This is a genomic window from Streptomyces sp. NPDC057682, from assembly GCF_042799575.1.
Lineage (GTDB): Bacteria > Actinomycetota > Actinomycetes > Streptomycetales > Streptomycetaceae > Streptomyces.
Map to the genome: position 1 here is coordinate 38,621 of NZ_JBHVIN010000007.1, position 14,827 is coordinate 53,447.

Below are 14,827 nucleotides of genomic sequence, written 5' to 3' on the forward strand. Positions count from 1 at the left end.
GGAACTTTCCTCGGAGGCAAATTTCTTGCCTCCGAGGCAAATCCCTCCGCGGTCCGGCCGCTCAGCGGTTGGCGACCGCCTGTTTGACCAGGGTGCGCCCGAAGTCCCACATCAGTCCGCCGCCGTTGTGCGCGTCGTCCATCACCGCCGTGAACGCGGTCACGAACCGGTCCACGTCCGCGTCGTCGATCACCAGGGGCGGGATCAGTTTGATCACTTCGAGGTGGTCGCCGGAGACCTGGGTCAGGATGCGGTGCTTCTGGAGCAGGGGGACGACCACCATCTGCGCGAAGAGCCCCTTGCGGGCGGCCTGGAGCATGGTCCAGCGGCTGCGCAGCTTCAGTGAGGACGGCCGGCCGAACTCAATGCCGATCATCAGCCCGCGTCCCCGCACCTCGTGCAGCAGCTCGTAGCGGCCGACCAGCGCGGCCAGCCGTTCGCGCAGCAGATCGCCGGTGCGCCGGGCGTGGGCGACGGTCTCCTCGTCCTCCATCACCGTGAGGACGGCGAGTCCGGCCGCCATCGCCTGGGCGTTGGCCCCGAAGCTCGCGGAGTGGACCAGGACGCGGTCCATCGAGGAGTAGACGCGCTTGAAGATCCAGTCCTTGCCGAGGGTCGCGCCGACCGGTACGTAGCCGCCGGAGAGCGCCTTGGCGACACAGACCAGATCGGGCTCGACGCCCTCCTCGTGCTGGTACGCGTAGAAGTCACCGGTCCTGCCGAGGCCGGTCTGCACCTCGTCGGCGATCAGGAGCGCCTTGTGCCGGTGCAGCAGTTCCTGCGCCTCGCGCAGGAAGCCGGGGGGCGCCGCGTGCACGCCCTTGCCCTGGATCGGCTCGACGACGAGGGCGGCCACGTCGCCGCGCTTCAGCTCGCGGCGCAGTGCGTCGAGGTCGCCCAGTTCGATGGCGGTGTCGGGCAGCAGCGGGGCGAAGCCGTCGCGGAAACCGGACTCCCCGTTGACCGACAGGGAGCCGGTCGTCAGCCCGTGGAAGGCGTGCGCGCAGTACAGGATCCTGGGCCGCCCGGTGGCGAACCGGGCGAACTTGAGCGCGGTCTCCACCGCCTCCGTACCGCTGTTGCCGAAGAAGACCCGGTCCAGATGCGGGCTGTGCGTGAGCAGCTTCTCGGCCAGCAGGCCGGGCAGGGGCTGGCAGTCGAAGCGGGTGAGGTCGGCGAGGGAGGCGTCCAGGACGTCGTGGAGTGCCCGGCGGACCACGGGGTGGTGGCGGCCGAGCCCCATCACGCCGAAGCCGGCCAGCATGTCCAGGTAGTCGTTGCCCTCCGCGTCCCAGAAGTGGGCGCCCTCGGCCCGTTCGTAGACCTTGTCGAAGCCGATGGTGTGCAGCATGCGCGGCAACTGGTGGTTGAGGTGCTTGGTGTGCAGTTCGTAGCGTTCGGCGCCGCGCTCCGCGAGGAGGCGTGCCAGATCGAAGCCCTTGGGCCCCTCGTCGTTCATGCTCCGCTCCCCTGGTGACCGTGGTCCGGGGCGCTCCGCCCCGTGCCGTCCGCCGCGTCCCGGGCGGCCAGCGCGGCGCCGATCCGGCCGGCGATCTCGACCGGTGTGAGTCCGATGTCGGCCAGCACCTCGGCCCGTTTGCCGTGGGCGAGGAACTGGTCGGGAATGCCGAAGGTGCGCAGCGGTACGTCGACTCCGGCGTCCCGCAGCGCCATGCCGACGGCCGAGCCGACGCCCGCCGCCCTGCTGTTGTCCTCGACGACGGCGACCAGCCGGTGCGCGGCGGCGAGCGGAGCCAGGGCCGGGTCGACCGGCTTGACCCAGCGGGGGTCGACCACGGTGCAGCGGATACCGGCGCCGGTCAGCAGATCGGCGGCCTGGAGGCAGACCGGGGCCATGACGCCGACGGCGACCAGCAGCGCGTCGGCGTCCTCCGCGCGGTGCAGGACGTCCATCCCGCCGATCCGGCCGACCGCCGGGACCGGCTCGCCGACCGATTCCTTGGGGAACCGCAGGAGCGTCGGGGCGTCGTCCACGGAGACCGCCTCACGCAGTTCCTCGCGCAGCGTCACCGCGTCGCGCGGGGCGGCGATCCGCAGCCCGGGGACGACCTGGAGGATCGACAGGTCCCACATGCCGTTGTGGGAGGCGCCGTCGGGGCCGGTGACCCCGGCCCGGTCCAGGACGAAGGTCACCCCGCACCGGTGCAGGGCGACGTCCATCAGCAACTGGTCGAAGGCCCGGTTGAGGAAGGTCGCGTAGACGGCGACGACCGGGTGCAGTCCGCCCGTGGCCAGTCCGGCGGCGGAGACCGCCGCGTGCTGTTCGGCGATGCCGACGTCCCAGACCCGGTCGGGGAAGGCCTCGGCGAACCCGGTCAGTCCGACGGGGTGCAGCATCGCCGCCGTGAGCGCGACGACGTCCGGCCGCTCCGCCCCGATGGCCGCGATCTCGTCCCCGAACACCGAGGTCCAGGAGGGTCCGGGGGCCGGGGCGAGCGGCACACAGGTCAGCGGGTCCATCGCGCCGACCGTGTGGAAGCGGTCGGCCTCGTCCTCCAGCGCGGGGGCGTAGCCGCGCCCCTTCTCGGTGATGCAGTGGACGAGCACCGGGCCGTGGAAGCGCTTGGCGCGCTGGAGGGCGGACTCGACGGCCGCCGTGTCGTGGCCGTCGACCGGGCCGAGGTACTTGAGCCCCAGGTCCTCGAACATGCCCTGCGGGGCGAAGGTGTCCTTGAACCCCTTCTTGGCGCCGTGCAGCGATTCGTACAGCGGCCTGCCGACCACGGGCGTCTGCTGGAGCACGTTCTTGCCCCAGGAGAGGAAGCGCTCGTAGCCGTCGGTGGTGCGCAGGGTGGCGAGGTGGTCGGCCAGGCCGCCGATGGTCGGGGCGTAGGAGCGCTCGTTGTCGTTGACGACGATGATCAGCGGGCGGTCCTTGGCGGCGGCGATGTTGTTCAACGCCTCCCAGGCCATGCCTCCGGTGAGGGCTCCGTCACCGATGACCGCGACGACGTGGTTCTCCCTGCCCAGGACCTCGTTGGCCTTGGCCAGGCCGTCCGCCCAGCCCAGCACGGTCGAGGCGTGCGAGTTCTCAATGACGTCGTGCTCGGACTCCTCGCGGGAGGGGTAGCCCGACAGACCGCCCTTGCCGCGCAGTTTGGAGAAGTCCTGACGGCCGGTGAGCAGCTTGTGCACGTAGCTCTGATGGCCGGTGTCCCACAGGATCCGGTCCACGGGCGAGTCGAAGACCCGGTGCAGGGCGATGGAGAGTTCCACCACGCCGAGGTTGGGCCCCAGATGGCCCCCCGTCCTGGCCACCGCCCGGATCAGGAAGGTCCGGATGTCCTCGGCCAGTTCGTCCAGCTGCGCTCCGTTCAGCGCCTTGAGATCGTGCGGCCCCCGGATGGACGGCAACAGCGGCATTCCGGGCCCCCTCTCTGCTCCTGTTTCCACACCCGACGACGGCGGGCACCCCCGCGGGGGTGCCCGCGCGTCCGTGACCCCGCCGGCCCGGCGCGTCGCGAGGGGCCGGGCCGGCGGTTCCCGCGGACCGGCGGTGCCGGTCCGCGGGCGGTCGTCACCTCAGCGGTTTCCGCCGACGGTCTCCCGTGCGGCCCGCAGGGACTCCTTGAGCGATCCCATGGTGGCGAGCACGGCGGTCGGCTCGTAGCCGCAGTGCGCCATGCAGTTGGCGCAGCGCGGGTCCTTGCCCCGGCCGTACTTGTCCCAGTCGGTGTCCTCGATGAGCTGCCGGTACGTCGGCACATAGCCGTCGCTCATCAGATAGCAGGGGCGCTGCCAGCCGAACAGGGAGTAGTTGGGGATGGCCCAGGCCGTGCAGGGGAAGTCCGCCTTGCCCTCCAGGAAGTCCAGGAAGAGCGGCGAGTGGTTCAGCCGCCAGCGGGTCCGGTTGCCGCCCGCGAAGGTCTTCCGGAACAGTTCGCGGGTCTGCTCGACGCCCAGGAAGTGCTCCTGATCGGGTGCCTTCTCGTAGGCGTAGGCGGGCGAGATCATCATCTCGTCGACCTTGAGGTCGTCGTTGAGGTAGTTCAGGACCTCGATGATGGTCTGCGGGGTGTCGGTGTTGAAGAACGTGGAGTTGGTGGTGACCCGGAAGCCGCGGCTCTTGGCCTCCTTGATCGCCGCCACCGCCTCGTCGAACACCCCTTCCTTGGCGACCGACTCGTCGTGCCGCTCGCGCAGTCCGTCGATGTGCACGGTGAAGGCGAAGTAGGGCGAGGGCGTGAACTTGTCGAGCTTCTTGCGCATCAGCATGGCGTTGGTGCAGAGGAAAACGTATTTCCTCCGGGCCACGAGCTGGCGGACGATTTCGTCGATCTGCGGGTGCATCAGGGGTTCGCCACCGGCGATGGAAACCATCGGCGCGCCCGATTCGAGCACGGCGCCGACCGCCTGGGCCACCGGCATGCGCTGCTTGAGCACTCCGGCCGGATGCTGGATCTTCCCGCAGCCCTCGCAGGCGAGATTGCACGCGTACAAGGGCTCCAACTCGACAATCAGCGGAAACTTGTCCCGCTTTCGGAGCTTCTGTTCAATGAGGTACGTCGCAACCTTGATGGACTGACGGAGCGGCATGGCCATCTGGCTCACCTCCTGGGGAGCAGCAAAGATCGGTGCCATTCATAGAAAGCGGGAAGGACGGCACGAAGAACGCGGAATGCCGATATTCCACCGCGGACCGTGCCGATGCGGACGAGCTCGTGCTCCGGAGCGTCCACGACCACCCGTACGGCGGCAACCGGGCGCGGCCCGGCCCGCAGTGCGGTGCTCAGGGTCGCGGCGGACTCCATGTCCACCGCGATCGCTCCGGTGGCCCGCAGCTCGGCCCGCTCGTGTCCGCGTACGACATGGGCGGAGCCGGTCAGCGGACCGGTGTGGACGGTGCGTCCGGGCACGGCCCTGGCCAGTGCCTCGGCCAGCAGTTCCGTACCCGTGCAGGGGACCGGCTGCCCGGCGGCGCGGGTCTCGTCGGCCACCACCAGATCGCCGGGGTGCATTCCGGGGGCGAGCCCGGCGCAGAACCCGGAGGCGATGACGGCGGCGCCGCGCGCCCGCTCGCCGTCGAGCGCCCGTGCCACGGCCGCCTCGGCGGCCCTGGGTCCCATGCCCGTACGCAGGACGGTCACCGGGCCCGGTGCGGCGCCCGCGCGGCCCCGGCCGCTGCGCAGGGCCAGCAGCTCGATGCCCAGCGCACAGGCGACAAGCAGCGGGGCGGCGGGGCCGGGTGCCCCCCGGGCATCGCCCATCAGGCCCCCTCGCCCAGCGGGACCCGGCCGGCGAACGGGTCGCCGTGCACGTACCGTCCGAGCGCGGTCAGCGGGAAGACCTGCCGGTAGAGGTGGTAGTTGATGGAGAAGTCCCAGGGGAAGCCGGTCCCCGTGAAGTACGGCTCGTCCCACGAGCCGTCGGCCTGCTGGCTGTCGGTCAGCCAGGCGATGCCCCGGGCGACGGCGGTGGTGTCGCGCCGTCCGGCGGCGAGCAGCGCCAGCAGCGCCCAGGCGGTCTGGGAGGCGGTCGAGGCGCCGTGGCCGATCCACTTCTCCTCGGTGTACGAGCGCAGGTCCTCGCCCCAGCCGCCGTCGTCGTTCTGGACGGACTCCAGCCAGCCGACCGCCCGGCGGACGGCGGGGTGCGAGGCGGGCAGTCCGGCGGCGATCAGGGCCGGGACCACCGACCCGGTCCCGTATACGTAGTTGACGCCCCAGCGGCCGAACCAGCCGCCGCCGGCGTCCTGTTCGGCGAGCAGCCACTCGATGCCCCGGCGGGTCGCCGGGTGCTGGGCATGGCCCTCGACGGCCAGCATCTCCACCACATGGCCGGTGACGTCGGCCGAGGGCGGGTCGATGACCTCGCCGAAGTCGCAGAACGGCAGCCGGTTGGGGAAGGCGCTGGTGTTGTCGGCGTCGAACGCGCCCCAGGCTCCGTTGCGGGACTGCATGCCGACGTTCCAGCGCACTCCGCGCCGGATGGCGGCGTCCACCCGCGCCTGGTCGGGGTGGCGGACCCGGCGCAGGGCGAGGACCACCTCCGCGGTGTCGTCGATGTCGGGGTAGTTGTCGTTGTGGAACTCGAACGCCCAGCCGCCGGGGGCCAGTCGGGGCCTGCGTACGGACCAGTCCCCCGGCCGGTCGATCTCCTCCCCGAGCATCCAGTCGGCCGCCCTGACGAGCGCGGGGTGGTCGGGGGCGACGCCGGCGTCGGCCAGCGCGATGGTCGCGAGGCAGGTGTCCCAGACCGGGGACTGGCAGGCCTCGATCATGCGGGCGCCGTCCTCGCGCCACACCGCGAAGCGGTCCAGCGATTCCAGTCCGGCACGCATCACCGGATGGTCGAGGTCGTAGCCGAGCAGGTGCAGGGCGATGACGGAGTACACGGCGGGGGGCTGGATCCCGCCCCAGCAGCCGTCGTTCTCCTGGCGTTCGATGATCCAGCGGGCGGCGGCGTTCATGGCGACCTTGCGCAGTCCGCGCGGGGCGACCCGGTGGTAGAGGTGCAGGGCCTTGTCGAGGCGCTGGAAGATCCCGTCCCAGCTGGTCGCGGGGGCCGGGCGGCGCGGCGGATTGGGCTCGGCCGGATCGGTGTGCAGTTCGTCCAGGGCGAAGGGCGCGGGCCGCACCGGCCGTTTCGCCGAGACGACGGTGAGCGGGACGATGGTCTGGCGCGCCCAGCAGCCGAAGTCGTAGATGTTGAGCGGGACCCATTTCGGGAAGAACATCAGCTCGGGCGGCAGTTCGGGCAGGTCGTCCCATTTCCACCAGCCGAAGAGGGCCAGCCAGATCCGGGTGAAGACCCGGCTCGCGGCGATGCCGCCCTGTTCCCTGATCCATCCTGCGGCGCGCGCCATGTGCGGGTCGTCCGGCCGGTCCCCGGCCAGGCGCAGGGCCACATAGGCCTCGATGGTGGTGGAGAGTTCCCCGGGACCGCCGTGGAAGGTGGCCCAGGTGCCGTCGCCGAGCTGTTCGCCGCGGATGAAGAGCGCCGCGGTCCGGACGGTCTCGGGATCCTGGATGCCCAGGAACTGACGGAGCAGCAGGTCCTCGGCGTCCATGGTGACGTTGGTGGCGAGGTCCCCCTTCCACCAGCCCTGCTCGTCCTGCCGGCCGAGGAGGTGCTCCACCGAGCGTTCCGCGGCCCGCCGCGCGGCGGTGAGGACGTCGTCCGCGGCGATGGTTGATTCGGTTGTCGGTTCACTGGCCGCGGCTGCTCGGGGGTCCACAGCCCCGGTGCTTCCGTCGGTCGTCGCTGTCATGGCTTCCCCTTCGTGCAGTTGGTGCGCTGCTGTGCTGGGGTCTCCGTCGGGCGGGGCCCCGGGGTGGGGCGCGCCCGGCGGCGCGAGGGATTAGGGGGGGGTGTTGTTTGAGTGTGGGTTTCAGCGGCCAGAGGGGGGGGGGCCCCCGCGGGGGGGGTGGGGGGGGTGGGGGGGGGGCGGGGGGCCCGGGGGGGGTGTGGGGGGGGGGGGGGGGGGGGGTCGCGGGGGGGGGGGGCGGGGCGGGGGGGGGGGCCGGCGACTGCGAGTCATATGGAGGGGATGATGATCATCTCTTTCGTACGACGACGAAGTCCGCGAGCGCCGTGAGCTGCGCCCGCACGGATTCGGGCATGTCCACACCATGCAGGGCCTCGATGGCGACCGCATGCTGCCGACGGGCCTCCTGGGCGGTCCACTCGCGGCCGCCCGCCTCCTCGATGAGCGCCGCACGGGCGGCGAACTCCTCTTCGGAGAAGCTGTCGAAGTCGCTGCTCTTGGCGTCCGCGGCGAGCAGTTCGCCCAGGCGTTCGGAGGCCGGTCCGCCCGCGGCCAGCGCCGCGACGACCGGCAGGGACTTCTTGCGCTGACGCAGATCGCTCCAGGTCTGCTTGCCCGTGGACTCCGGGTCGCCCCAGATCCCGAGCAGATCGTCGACGGCCTGGAAGGCGAGCCCCAGGTGGTAGCCGTAGGCCTCCAGCACGTCGGCGGTGCGGTCGTCCGCGCCGCCGAGCACTGCGCCGATCGAGCAGGCGCAGGCCAGCAGGGCGCCCGTCTTGTTGCCCTCCATCTCCAGGCACTCCTCGACGGTGACCCGCTCGCGGTGCTCGTAGGAGATGTCCTGGGCCTGCCCGTCGATGAGCTTGCGGGTGGCCGTGGTCAGCCGGCGGGCCGCGCGGCCCGCCTCCACGGTGCCCAGCTCCAGCAGGATCTCGTTGGCCAGGGCGAACAGCGCGTCGCCGACCAGGATCGCCTGGGCGGGGCCGTGCACCTTCCACACCGTGTCGCGGTGGCGGCGCTGCTCGTCGCCGTCCATCAGGTCGTCGTGCAGCAGCGAGAAGTTGTGCACGAGTTCGACGGCCACGGCGCCGGGGACGCCCGCCTCGGGTGCGGCGCCGGCCGCCTCCGCGGACAGCAGGGCCAGCGCGGGGCGGACGGCCTTGCCGCCGTCACCGTCCGAGGGCCTGCCCTGGGCATCGATCCAGCCGAAGTGATAGGCGGACACGGTGTCCATGGGCGGTGCGAGCCGGTCGACCGCGGCGCGCAGCACCGGCGTGGAAAGGGCCCGCCCGCGCTCCAGAAGCGCGGTGACGTCCGTGGTCTCCGCCACGGTGTCGGAAGCCGGATTCGCCGGGGTCACTGACTCTCCTCTTGTTCCGGTGGTACTGCTCATGCCGCCTCCTGCAGCGGATGTTCATGGGGGCGGCCGAGCGCCCGGAGCGCGGCGTCCGCGGCGACGGAGCCACTGCGCACGGCGCCCTCCATCGTGGCGGGCCAGCCGGTGGCGGTCCATGCTCCGGCCAGGAACAGGCCGGGGGCGCGGGTCCGTGTGCCGGGCCGCAGCCGGCCGACGCCGGGCGCGGGCGCGAAGGTCGCCGTGCGCTCCCGGGTGACGAAGAAGTCCCGGATCCCCGCCCCGCGAGCGGCGGGCAGCAGCCGTTCGAGTTCGGGCAGATAGCGGGCGCGGAGCTCCGCGACCGGCAGGTCGATCTCGTCGCCCGCGGCGGACTGGGAGACCGCGAGGTACTGGCCGGGGCCGGTCAGACCGGACGCCTCGGTCCGGTCGAAGACCCACTGGACCGGGGAGCCCAGCGCCGCGAAGAACGGCCGCCGGAGCACCTTGCGGTCGTAGACCACGTGCACGTTGAGGATCGGCGAGGTGCCGATCTCCAGCAGCCGTTCGGGGGCGTCCAGCGCGCCGGGCGGCAGCAGGGCGTGGGTCTCGCGCTGCGGGACGGCGAGGACGACGGTGTCCGCCTCGATGCGTTCGCTTCCGGTGTCGACCGTCCAGTGCCCCTCGTCGCGGGTGAGCGCACCGGCCTTGGTCCGCAACTCGGTGCGGACTCCGGCGGCGTCCAGGGCCGCGCGGCTCAGGGTGTCGTGGACGGCGCCGAGCGGGACGGCGGCCCAGCCGATGTCGGCGGCGCCCGGCTCGGAGAGCAGCCCGGTCTTGAAGACCTTGGCGGCCAGGCCGAGGGAGGCGTTCGGCGCGGTGGCGTTCAGCGTGGCCACACCGACCAGGTCCCAGAGCGCCTCGACGGTGCGGGGCGACTGGCCGTGCCGGGCGAGCCAGCTTGCGAAGTCGACTCCGTCGAGCGCCGGGTCCTCCGGGTCCAGCCGGCCGAGCGCGAGCGCGGCACGGCCGACGCTCGCGCGTTCGGCGAGCGAGAGGTGCGGATAGCCGGCGAGCCCGGCGGCCAGGTGGAACGGCACCGGCAGCCCGTTGCGGCGGATCCGTCCGAGGCGGGGCCCCGAGGGCCGCCCGACATCGAGTACCGGCACGTCCAAACGGTTTTGCAGCGGTGCGAGCGAGGTCCCGCCGACGCGGTCGAGGAACCAGCTGTAGGCGGTGCAGCAGCGCAGATAGACGTGCTGGCCGTTGTCGACGGTCAGCTCGCCGCGCCGGAACGAGAAGACCAGGCCACCGAGACGGGGCCGTCCTTCGAGCAGGGTCACGTCAAGCCCGGCGTCGGCCAGACGCAGGGCGGAGGTGATCCCGGCGAGTCCGCCGCCGATCACGACCGCCCGGGAGGAACGTGTCGCTCCGCCGGTCATGCGTCCCCCTCTCGCCAGGTCTTTTCCGTCAGTGACGCATCCGTGCGGCGGAGGGTTGCCCGGCGTACGGAGAGATCATCCATGATGCACATGGTGCGCGAGATGTCCCCGGGACGCATTCAGACACGCCCCCGGGTCGTGCGCCGGGACATGTGGCGCGCGTCGAGGCCGGACAGTCCGCGCACCGCGACGTACGCCTTCTCGTGGCCCGGCAGCGACACCCGGCCGCGCAGCACGGCCTCCGGGTCGCGCTCGATCCGGTCCAGGAGCCGGCGGTAGATGCCGGCCATGGCCGCCACGCAGGCCCCGCTGCGCCGGTCGAGCATCGGCAGCAGCCGGTAGCCCTCGGCGAACAGGGTACGGGCGCGCCGCACCTCGAAGTGGACGAGCCCGGCGAAGTCGGAGCCGGGCGGCGGGGTGGCACGGTGGAATCCGGCCGAGCAGCCGAATTTGGCGAGGTCGTCGGCCGGCAGATAGGTGCGGCCGTTACCGGCGTCCTCGCGGACGTCGCGCAGGATGTTCGTCAGCTGGAGCGCGAGGCCCAGCGTGTCGGCGTACTCGGCGGCGCGCTCGGCGCCGGGGGCGCCCGGTTCCGTGCCGAAGACGCCCAGGCTGAGGCGGCCGATGGCGCCGGCGACGCAGCGGCAGTAGACCTTGAGGTCGTCCCAGGTCTCGTAGGTGGCGCCGCGCACGTCCATGAGCACGCCGTCAATCAGCTCGTCGAGCCCTTCGAGCGGCAGCGGGAAGCGGCGGGCCGCGTCCGCCAGCGCGACGGCCACCGGGTCGGTGTCGTCCTCGTCGACCGCGCCGGCCCGGATCCGGTCGAGCAGGGTGCGGGTGCCCTCCAGCCGGACGCGCTTGGTCTCCGGATCCAGTTCGCCGTCGCCGATGTCGTCGACCCGGCGGGAGAAGGCGTACAGCGCCGACATGGCCTGTCGCTTCTCCGCGGGCAGCAACCTGATGCCGTACGCGAAGTTACGCGCCTGCTGTCCGGTGACCGCCTCGCAGTAACTGTACGCAGCCTGCACCGGTGCCGACATGTACGTCGTCTGTCCCTCCACGGTCCGGCTCACCCCTCTCTACGCGCGCTTCGCAAGACAACTCCCACCTCGCGCAGAAGGCTGGGCTTGGTGGGTTTGGGTGGTCCGGGCAGTACGTCGAACCCGGCGGCCGCGATCGCGGAGAGGGCGGCGCGCCCCCCTCCCACGAATCCGGCGAGAAGCAGCTTGAGCCTGCCGTGGACGCTACCCACCAAGGGGGTGCCTTCATTCAGCAGATGTGCGGCTCGTTCCGCTTCGTACGCGATCAGTGCGCGCACCGAGGCGTTCCCGGAGGGGGCGGCCAGGTCGTGTTCGGAGACATGGAACCTGGCCAGGTCCTCGGCGGGCAGATAGATCCGGTCGCGGCCCAGGTCCTCGGAGACGTCCTGGAGGTGTTCGACGATCTGCAGGGCGGTGCAGACGGCGTCGGAGCGGCGGATGCGCTCGGGGCTCGCGGTGCCGGTGATCTGGAGGACCAGGCGGCCGACGGGGTTGGCGGAGAGCTCGCAGTAGGCGAGCAGTTCCTCGTACGTCCCGTAGCGGCGGACCTTCTGGTCCTGCCGGTTGGCCTCGATGAGGCCGGTGAAGGGTTCGGGGGTGAGCGCGCGGCGCCGCACGGTGGGGCGCAGGGCCGCGAGCAGGGGGTGGTGCGGGGTCTCGCCGGCGGCACCGAAGAGCCGTCCCAGGTCCCGCTCCAGCGCGTCGAGCATGGCGACGCGGTCCTCGGCCCCGTCCGGACCGAGGCCGAGATGGCGGGCGTCGGCGCCGCCGGGGGCCAGATCGCCGTCGCCGATGTCGTCGACGAGGCGGGCGAAGCCGTAGACCGCCATCAGATCGTCGCGCCAGGCGCGCGGCAGGAAGAAGGGGGCCACCGGGAAGTTCTCGTCGGCGGCCTTGTCGAGGGTCGCGGGGACGGCGGAATCCAGCCGCGTCCGTTCGGTGCGTGTCACTGCCGACCGCCCTGCGCGGGGACGGCGTGAGCACCTCGGAGCTGGAGATCTTCCGTCATAGCCGTCACATCTCCCGTTCTACACTGCTGACCCAAAACATCCCATTCCGGACACGCCGCCCGCCCTTCCGAGTGCGGCGGACGGCTACGGGCGGCCCACCCAGGCGGTATCGCCCCACTTGCAACGAATCAGCACCGGTACAGCTTACGTTGTACAACGCTCATCCATACGCCGGGGGGCGACGCACACCGGGGGTGCGCGCACGGCGTGGTCAACTTTCCCCTTGCGCAAGGAGATTGACGTCATCCGGCGGGAGGAGATCGGGCGGGGGCGCGTACGACGACACGTGGATGTCCGAAACCCGTCACCCCTCCCGAAACACGGAACGGCCCCCGCCGGGGTGCCGACGGGGGCTCGGGGCGAGACGGTGAGGCGGCTCACGGGACGACCGGAGGCGGCCGGTCGGCCGGAGTCGCGCTCCCGCTCTCCCGTGCGGGCGGAACACCGGGCGCACCGCTCCCGGCGGCGGCCGGCAGTCGCCCCGGAAGGAAGAAGGCCGGGAACAGGGCGAGGGCGGTGAAGAGCATCGCCCACCAGAACGGCGCACCGAAGGATGGGGCCAGGCCTCGGGCGACCGTCCCGCCGGGCTCGACCTGACCGAGCAAGTGCGCGTGCGCGGGCAGTTCGCCCGTCAGCCGCTGCTGGAGCACGACGGTGAGGACCGCGGTGCCCAGGGAGGCGCCGACCCGCTGGAAGACGTTGAACGCGCTGGTCGCGCTCGGCGCGGTCTCCTTCGGCACGCTCGCGAAGGCGATCGTCATGGTCGGCATCATCGACGCCCCCAGACCGAATCCGCGGACCACCAGGGTGGTACCGAGGAGCAGTTGGTTCGGGTGGGCGTCGACGAGTGCGTACGGGAGGGTGCCGGCCAGGGCCAGCACGATGCCGATGACGGTGAGGGTGCGGACACCCAGCCGGGCGGTGAGCGCGTTCACCAGGACGATCGCCAGCAGATAGCCCAGGCTCTGCGGGAGGAGGAGCAGCGCGGAGTCCAGGACGCTGGTGCCCCGTACGACCTGGTAGTACAGGGGCAGCGGGATCAGCACGCCGTACATCGCCATGCTCATCAGGAGACCGGCCAGCGTGCCGGACCTGAAGTCGGGGACCCTGAACAGCCGCAGGTCCAGCAGTCCCTCGGTCCGGCTCCTCAGCGCCCGCGCACCGAAGGCGAGCAGCAGCACCGCCCCGGCCGCCAGGCCGCCGATCACCCCTCCGGACCCGAAGCCACCGGCCGAGCCGGCCTCGGAGAGTCCGTGGACGAGCAGCGCCAGGCCCGGCAGCAGCAGCACCAGGCCGGTCAGGTCGAGCCGGGCTCCGGCCGAGGGGGCGACGACGTTCTTCACCTTGGCCCGCACGAGCGCGATCGTCACGACACAGAACGGGACGTTGACGAAGAAAATCCAGCGCCAGCCGAGGTGGTCGATGAGGACGCCGCCGAGCGAGGGGCCGATGAGCGGGGCGAACAGGGCGGGGACCGTGACGACGGACATCAGCCTGCCGAGCCGCTTCGGCCCCGCCGCCTGAGCCAGCAGCGCCTGGCCCACCGGGACCGCCAGGCCGCCGCCGATGCCCTGGATCACCCGGAAGACGATCAGGCTTGACGCGGACCAGGCCAGTCCGGAGAGCAACGAGGCGACCAGGAAGACGACTTGCGAGAAGACGACCGTCTGCTTCGCCCCGAACCGGGCCGTGGCCCAGCCACTCATCGGGATCGCCGCGGTGATGGCGAGCAGGTACCCGGTCACCACCCATTGAACCGTGGCCAGGTCAGAGTCGAACACTTTAGCGAGCGGCCCGATGGCGACATTGATGATCGTCGCGTCCAGCAGGCCGGCGAAGCCGCCCAAGGCCATGATGCCGCTCAGCCACCAGAGTTCCGGAGTCACACGGTCGGACCCTTCGGCCCCGACCGGAGTCTTCTTCGCCTTCACGACCGACCTTCCCTCGTGGACCGCGTCCCGGAGCGCCAGACTTCCACAACGACTGTCGCCTTTGCAACACATGTTGGATAGATGGAGCGGGGCGGGCACATGGTCGCCCGACGGCCGCGAAACTCCGGGCACGGCACGTAGAGCGGCAGGACGGCTCACAGTCCACGACATCTGTCGCCCACGCCTGTGTAGGCTGGCCAGATGGCCAAGCGCGTCGATCCCCGGGTGCAGCGGACCCGTGCCCTGTTGCGGGCCGCCGTCCTGGAGCTCGCCACCGAGCGTGAGCCGGAGTCCATCACCATCGCCCGCGTCGCCGAGCGGGCCACCATCAATCGCGCGACGGTCTACCAGCACTACCGCGACCGCGACGAGTTGCTGCTGGACGCGATGGACAACGAACTGGCCGGACTGGTCGGCCTGGTCGCGCGGTGTCCCCTCGTGGTGCTGCCGCACGCCGTGCCGCCGGCGTTCGTCGACATACTGGACCACGTCGACGCGCACGCGGTGCTCTACCGCCGGATGCTCGGGCCGTGCGGATCGGCGCGCTTCATCAACCGCCTGCACCAGCTGGTCGCCGAGCAGGTGACCCTCCAGCTGGTCGAGGCCGGGGTCGGCCCGTCCGACTCCCCCGTCGTCGGGATGCGCGCCCACTGCGCCACGGGAGCCTTCATGGGGCTCGTCACCCACTGGCTGCACGACGCCCCGGTGCACCCCGAGGGCGCCGCCGACGACGCCTGGCAGGCACTCCGCCCGGCAGGCGGCGGCGCGGTCACGCCGTAATCCGTCCGCATCCGCCCCGCACCGACGACGTCGGCCTTCAGGACCGGATGGTGGTCCTGAAGG

General features: G+C 71.8%; 11 protein-coding genes. 1 reads left to right on the forward strand and 10 read right to left on the reverse strand.

Annotated features, from left to right (window positions below):
- Positions 1-61: 61 nt before the first annotated feature.
- The 10 genes from ACFVDM_RS14455 to ACFVDM_RS14500 all read right to left on the reverse strand — a co-directional run bounded on the left by ACFVDM_RS14455 (position 62) and on the right by ACFVDM_RS14500 (position 13,939).
- Complete coding sequence (locus ACFVDM_RS14455) at positions 62-1,459, reverse strand: aspartate aminotransferase family protein (RefSeq protein WP_383638164.1); 1,398 nt, start codon at positions 1,457-1,459, stop codon at positions 62-64.
- Positions 1,456-3,384 carry a 1-deoxy-D-xylulose-5-phosphate synthase gene (gene dxs, locus ACFVDM_RS14460; RefSeq protein ID WP_383638167.1) on the reverse strand — a complete coding sequence of 643 codons (1,929 nt, stop codon included), beginning with the start codon at positions 3,382-3,384 and terminating at the stop codon, positions 1,456-1,458. The genes ACFVDM_RS14455 and dxs overlap by 4 nt, the downstream gene beginning before the upstream one ends.
- 159 nt (positions 3,385-3,543) lie before the next feature.
- On the reverse strand, positions 3,544-4,563 hold the full coding sequence (gene hpnH / locus ACFVDM_RS14465) for an adenosyl-hopene transferase HpnH (RefSeq protein ID WP_383638170.1): 1,020 nt from the start codon (positions 4,561-4,563) through the stop codon (positions 3,544-3,546).
- Positions 4,564-4,568: 5 nt separating this feature from the next.
- Positions 4,569-5,228 (reverse strand): 1-hydroxy-2-methyl-2-butenyl 4-diphosphate reductase, encoded by a 660-nt coding sequence (locus tag ACFVDM_RS14470; protein ID WP_383638173.1) that lies wholly within the window; start codon positions 5,226-5,228, stop codon positions 4,569-4,571.
- Positions 5,228-7,231 (reverse strand): squalene--hopene cyclase, encoded by a 2,004-nt coding sequence (gene shc, locus ACFVDM_RS14475; RefSeq protein ID WP_383638176.1) that lies wholly within the window; start codon positions 7,229-7,231, stop codon positions 5,228-5,230. The genes ACFVDM_RS14470 and shc overlap by 1 nt, the downstream gene beginning before the upstream one ends.
- Before the next feature lie 286 nt (positions 7,232-7,517).
- Positions 7,518-8,621, reverse strand: a complete 1,104-nt coding sequence (locus ACFVDM_RS14480) for a polyprenyl synthetase family protein (protein WP_383638179.1) — start codon at positions 8,619-8,621, stop codon at positions 7,518-7,520.
- Positions 8,618-10,003 carry a hydroxysqualene dehydroxylase HpnE gene (gene hpnE, locus ACFVDM_RS14485; protein WP_383638182.1) on the reverse strand — a complete coding sequence of 462 codons (1,386 nt, stop codon included), beginning with the start codon at positions 10,001-10,003 and terminating at the stop codon, positions 8,618-8,620. Before hpnE ends, ACFVDM_RS14480 begins: the two co-directional genes overlap by 4 nt.
- Before the next feature lie 119 nt (positions 10,004-10,122).
- Positions 10,123-11,043, reverse strand: coding sequence for a presqualene diphosphate synthase HpnD (gene hpnD, locus ACFVDM_RS14490; protein WP_383638185.1), 921 nt, complete (start codon positions 11,041-11,043; stop codon positions 10,123-10,125).
- A 29-nt stretch (positions 11,044-11,072) separates the two neighbouring features.
- The gene (gene hpnC, locus ACFVDM_RS14495; RefSeq protein ID WP_383638188.1) at positions 11,073-11,993 is read right to left on the reverse strand and encodes a squalene synthase HpnC; all 921 of its coding nucleotides are present in this window, start codon (positions 11,991-11,993) and stop codon (positions 11,073-11,075) included.
- 437 nt (positions 11,994-12,430) lie between these two features.
- Positions 12,431-13,939 (reverse strand): MDR family MFS transporter, encoded by a 1,509-nt coding sequence (locus tag ACFVDM_RS14500; protein WP_383638191.1) that lies wholly within the window; start codon positions 13,937-13,939, stop codon positions 12,431-12,433.
- 246 nt (positions 13,940-14,185) lie between these two features.
- On the opposite strand from ACFVDM_RS14500, the gene ACFVDM_RS14505 reads away from it, so the two are divergent.
- Positions 14,186-14,764 carry a TetR/AcrR family transcriptional regulator gene (locus ACFVDM_RS14505; protein WP_383638194.1) on the forward strand — a complete coding sequence of 193 codons (579 nt, stop codon included), beginning with the start codon at positions 14,186-14,188 and terminating at the stop codon, positions 14,762-14,764.
- Positions 14,765-14,827 lie beyond the last annotated feature (63 nt).

What these genes read in the sequence shown, in the direction of transcription:
- dxs (WP_383638167.1), bottom strand. Translation starts at nt 3,384, where the DNA reads ATGCCGCTGTTGCCGTCCATCCGGGGGCCGCACGATCTCAAGGCGCTG.
- ACFVDM_RS14470 (WP_383638173.1), bottom strand. Translation starts at nt 5,228, where the DNA reads ATGGGCGATGCCCGGGGGGCACCCGGCCCCGCCGCCCCGCTGCTTGTC.
- ACFVDM_RS14480 (WP_383638179.1), bottom strand. Translation starts at nt 8,621, where the DNA reads ATGAGCAGTACCACCGGAACAAGAGGAGAGTCAGTGACCCCGGCGAAT.
- ACFVDM_RS14455 (WP_383638164.1), bottom strand. Translation starts at nt 1,459, where the DNA reads ATGAACGACGAGGGGCCCAAGGGCTTCGATCTGGCACGCCTCCTCGCG.
- hpnE (WP_383638182.1), bottom strand. Translation starts at nt 10,003, where the DNA reads ATGACCGGCGGAGCGACACGTTCCTCCCGGGCGGTCGTGATCGGCGGC.
- hpnD (WP_383638185.1), bottom strand. Translation starts at nt 11,043, where the DNA reads ATGTCGGCACCGGTGCAGGCTGCGTACAGTTACTGCGAGGCGGTCACC.
- shc (WP_383638176.1), bottom strand. Translation starts at nt 7,231, where the DNA reads ATGACAGCGACGACCGACGGAAGCACCGGGGCTGTGGACCCCCGAGCA.
- ACFVDM_RS14505 (WP_383638194.1), top strand. Translation starts at nt 14,186, where the DNA reads ATGGCCAAGCGCGTCGATCCCCGGGTGCAGCGGACCCGTGCCCTGTTG.
- hpnH (WP_383638170.1), bottom strand. Translation starts at nt 4,563, where the DNA reads ATGGCCATGCCGCTCCGTCAGTCCATCAAGGTTGCGACGTACCTCATT.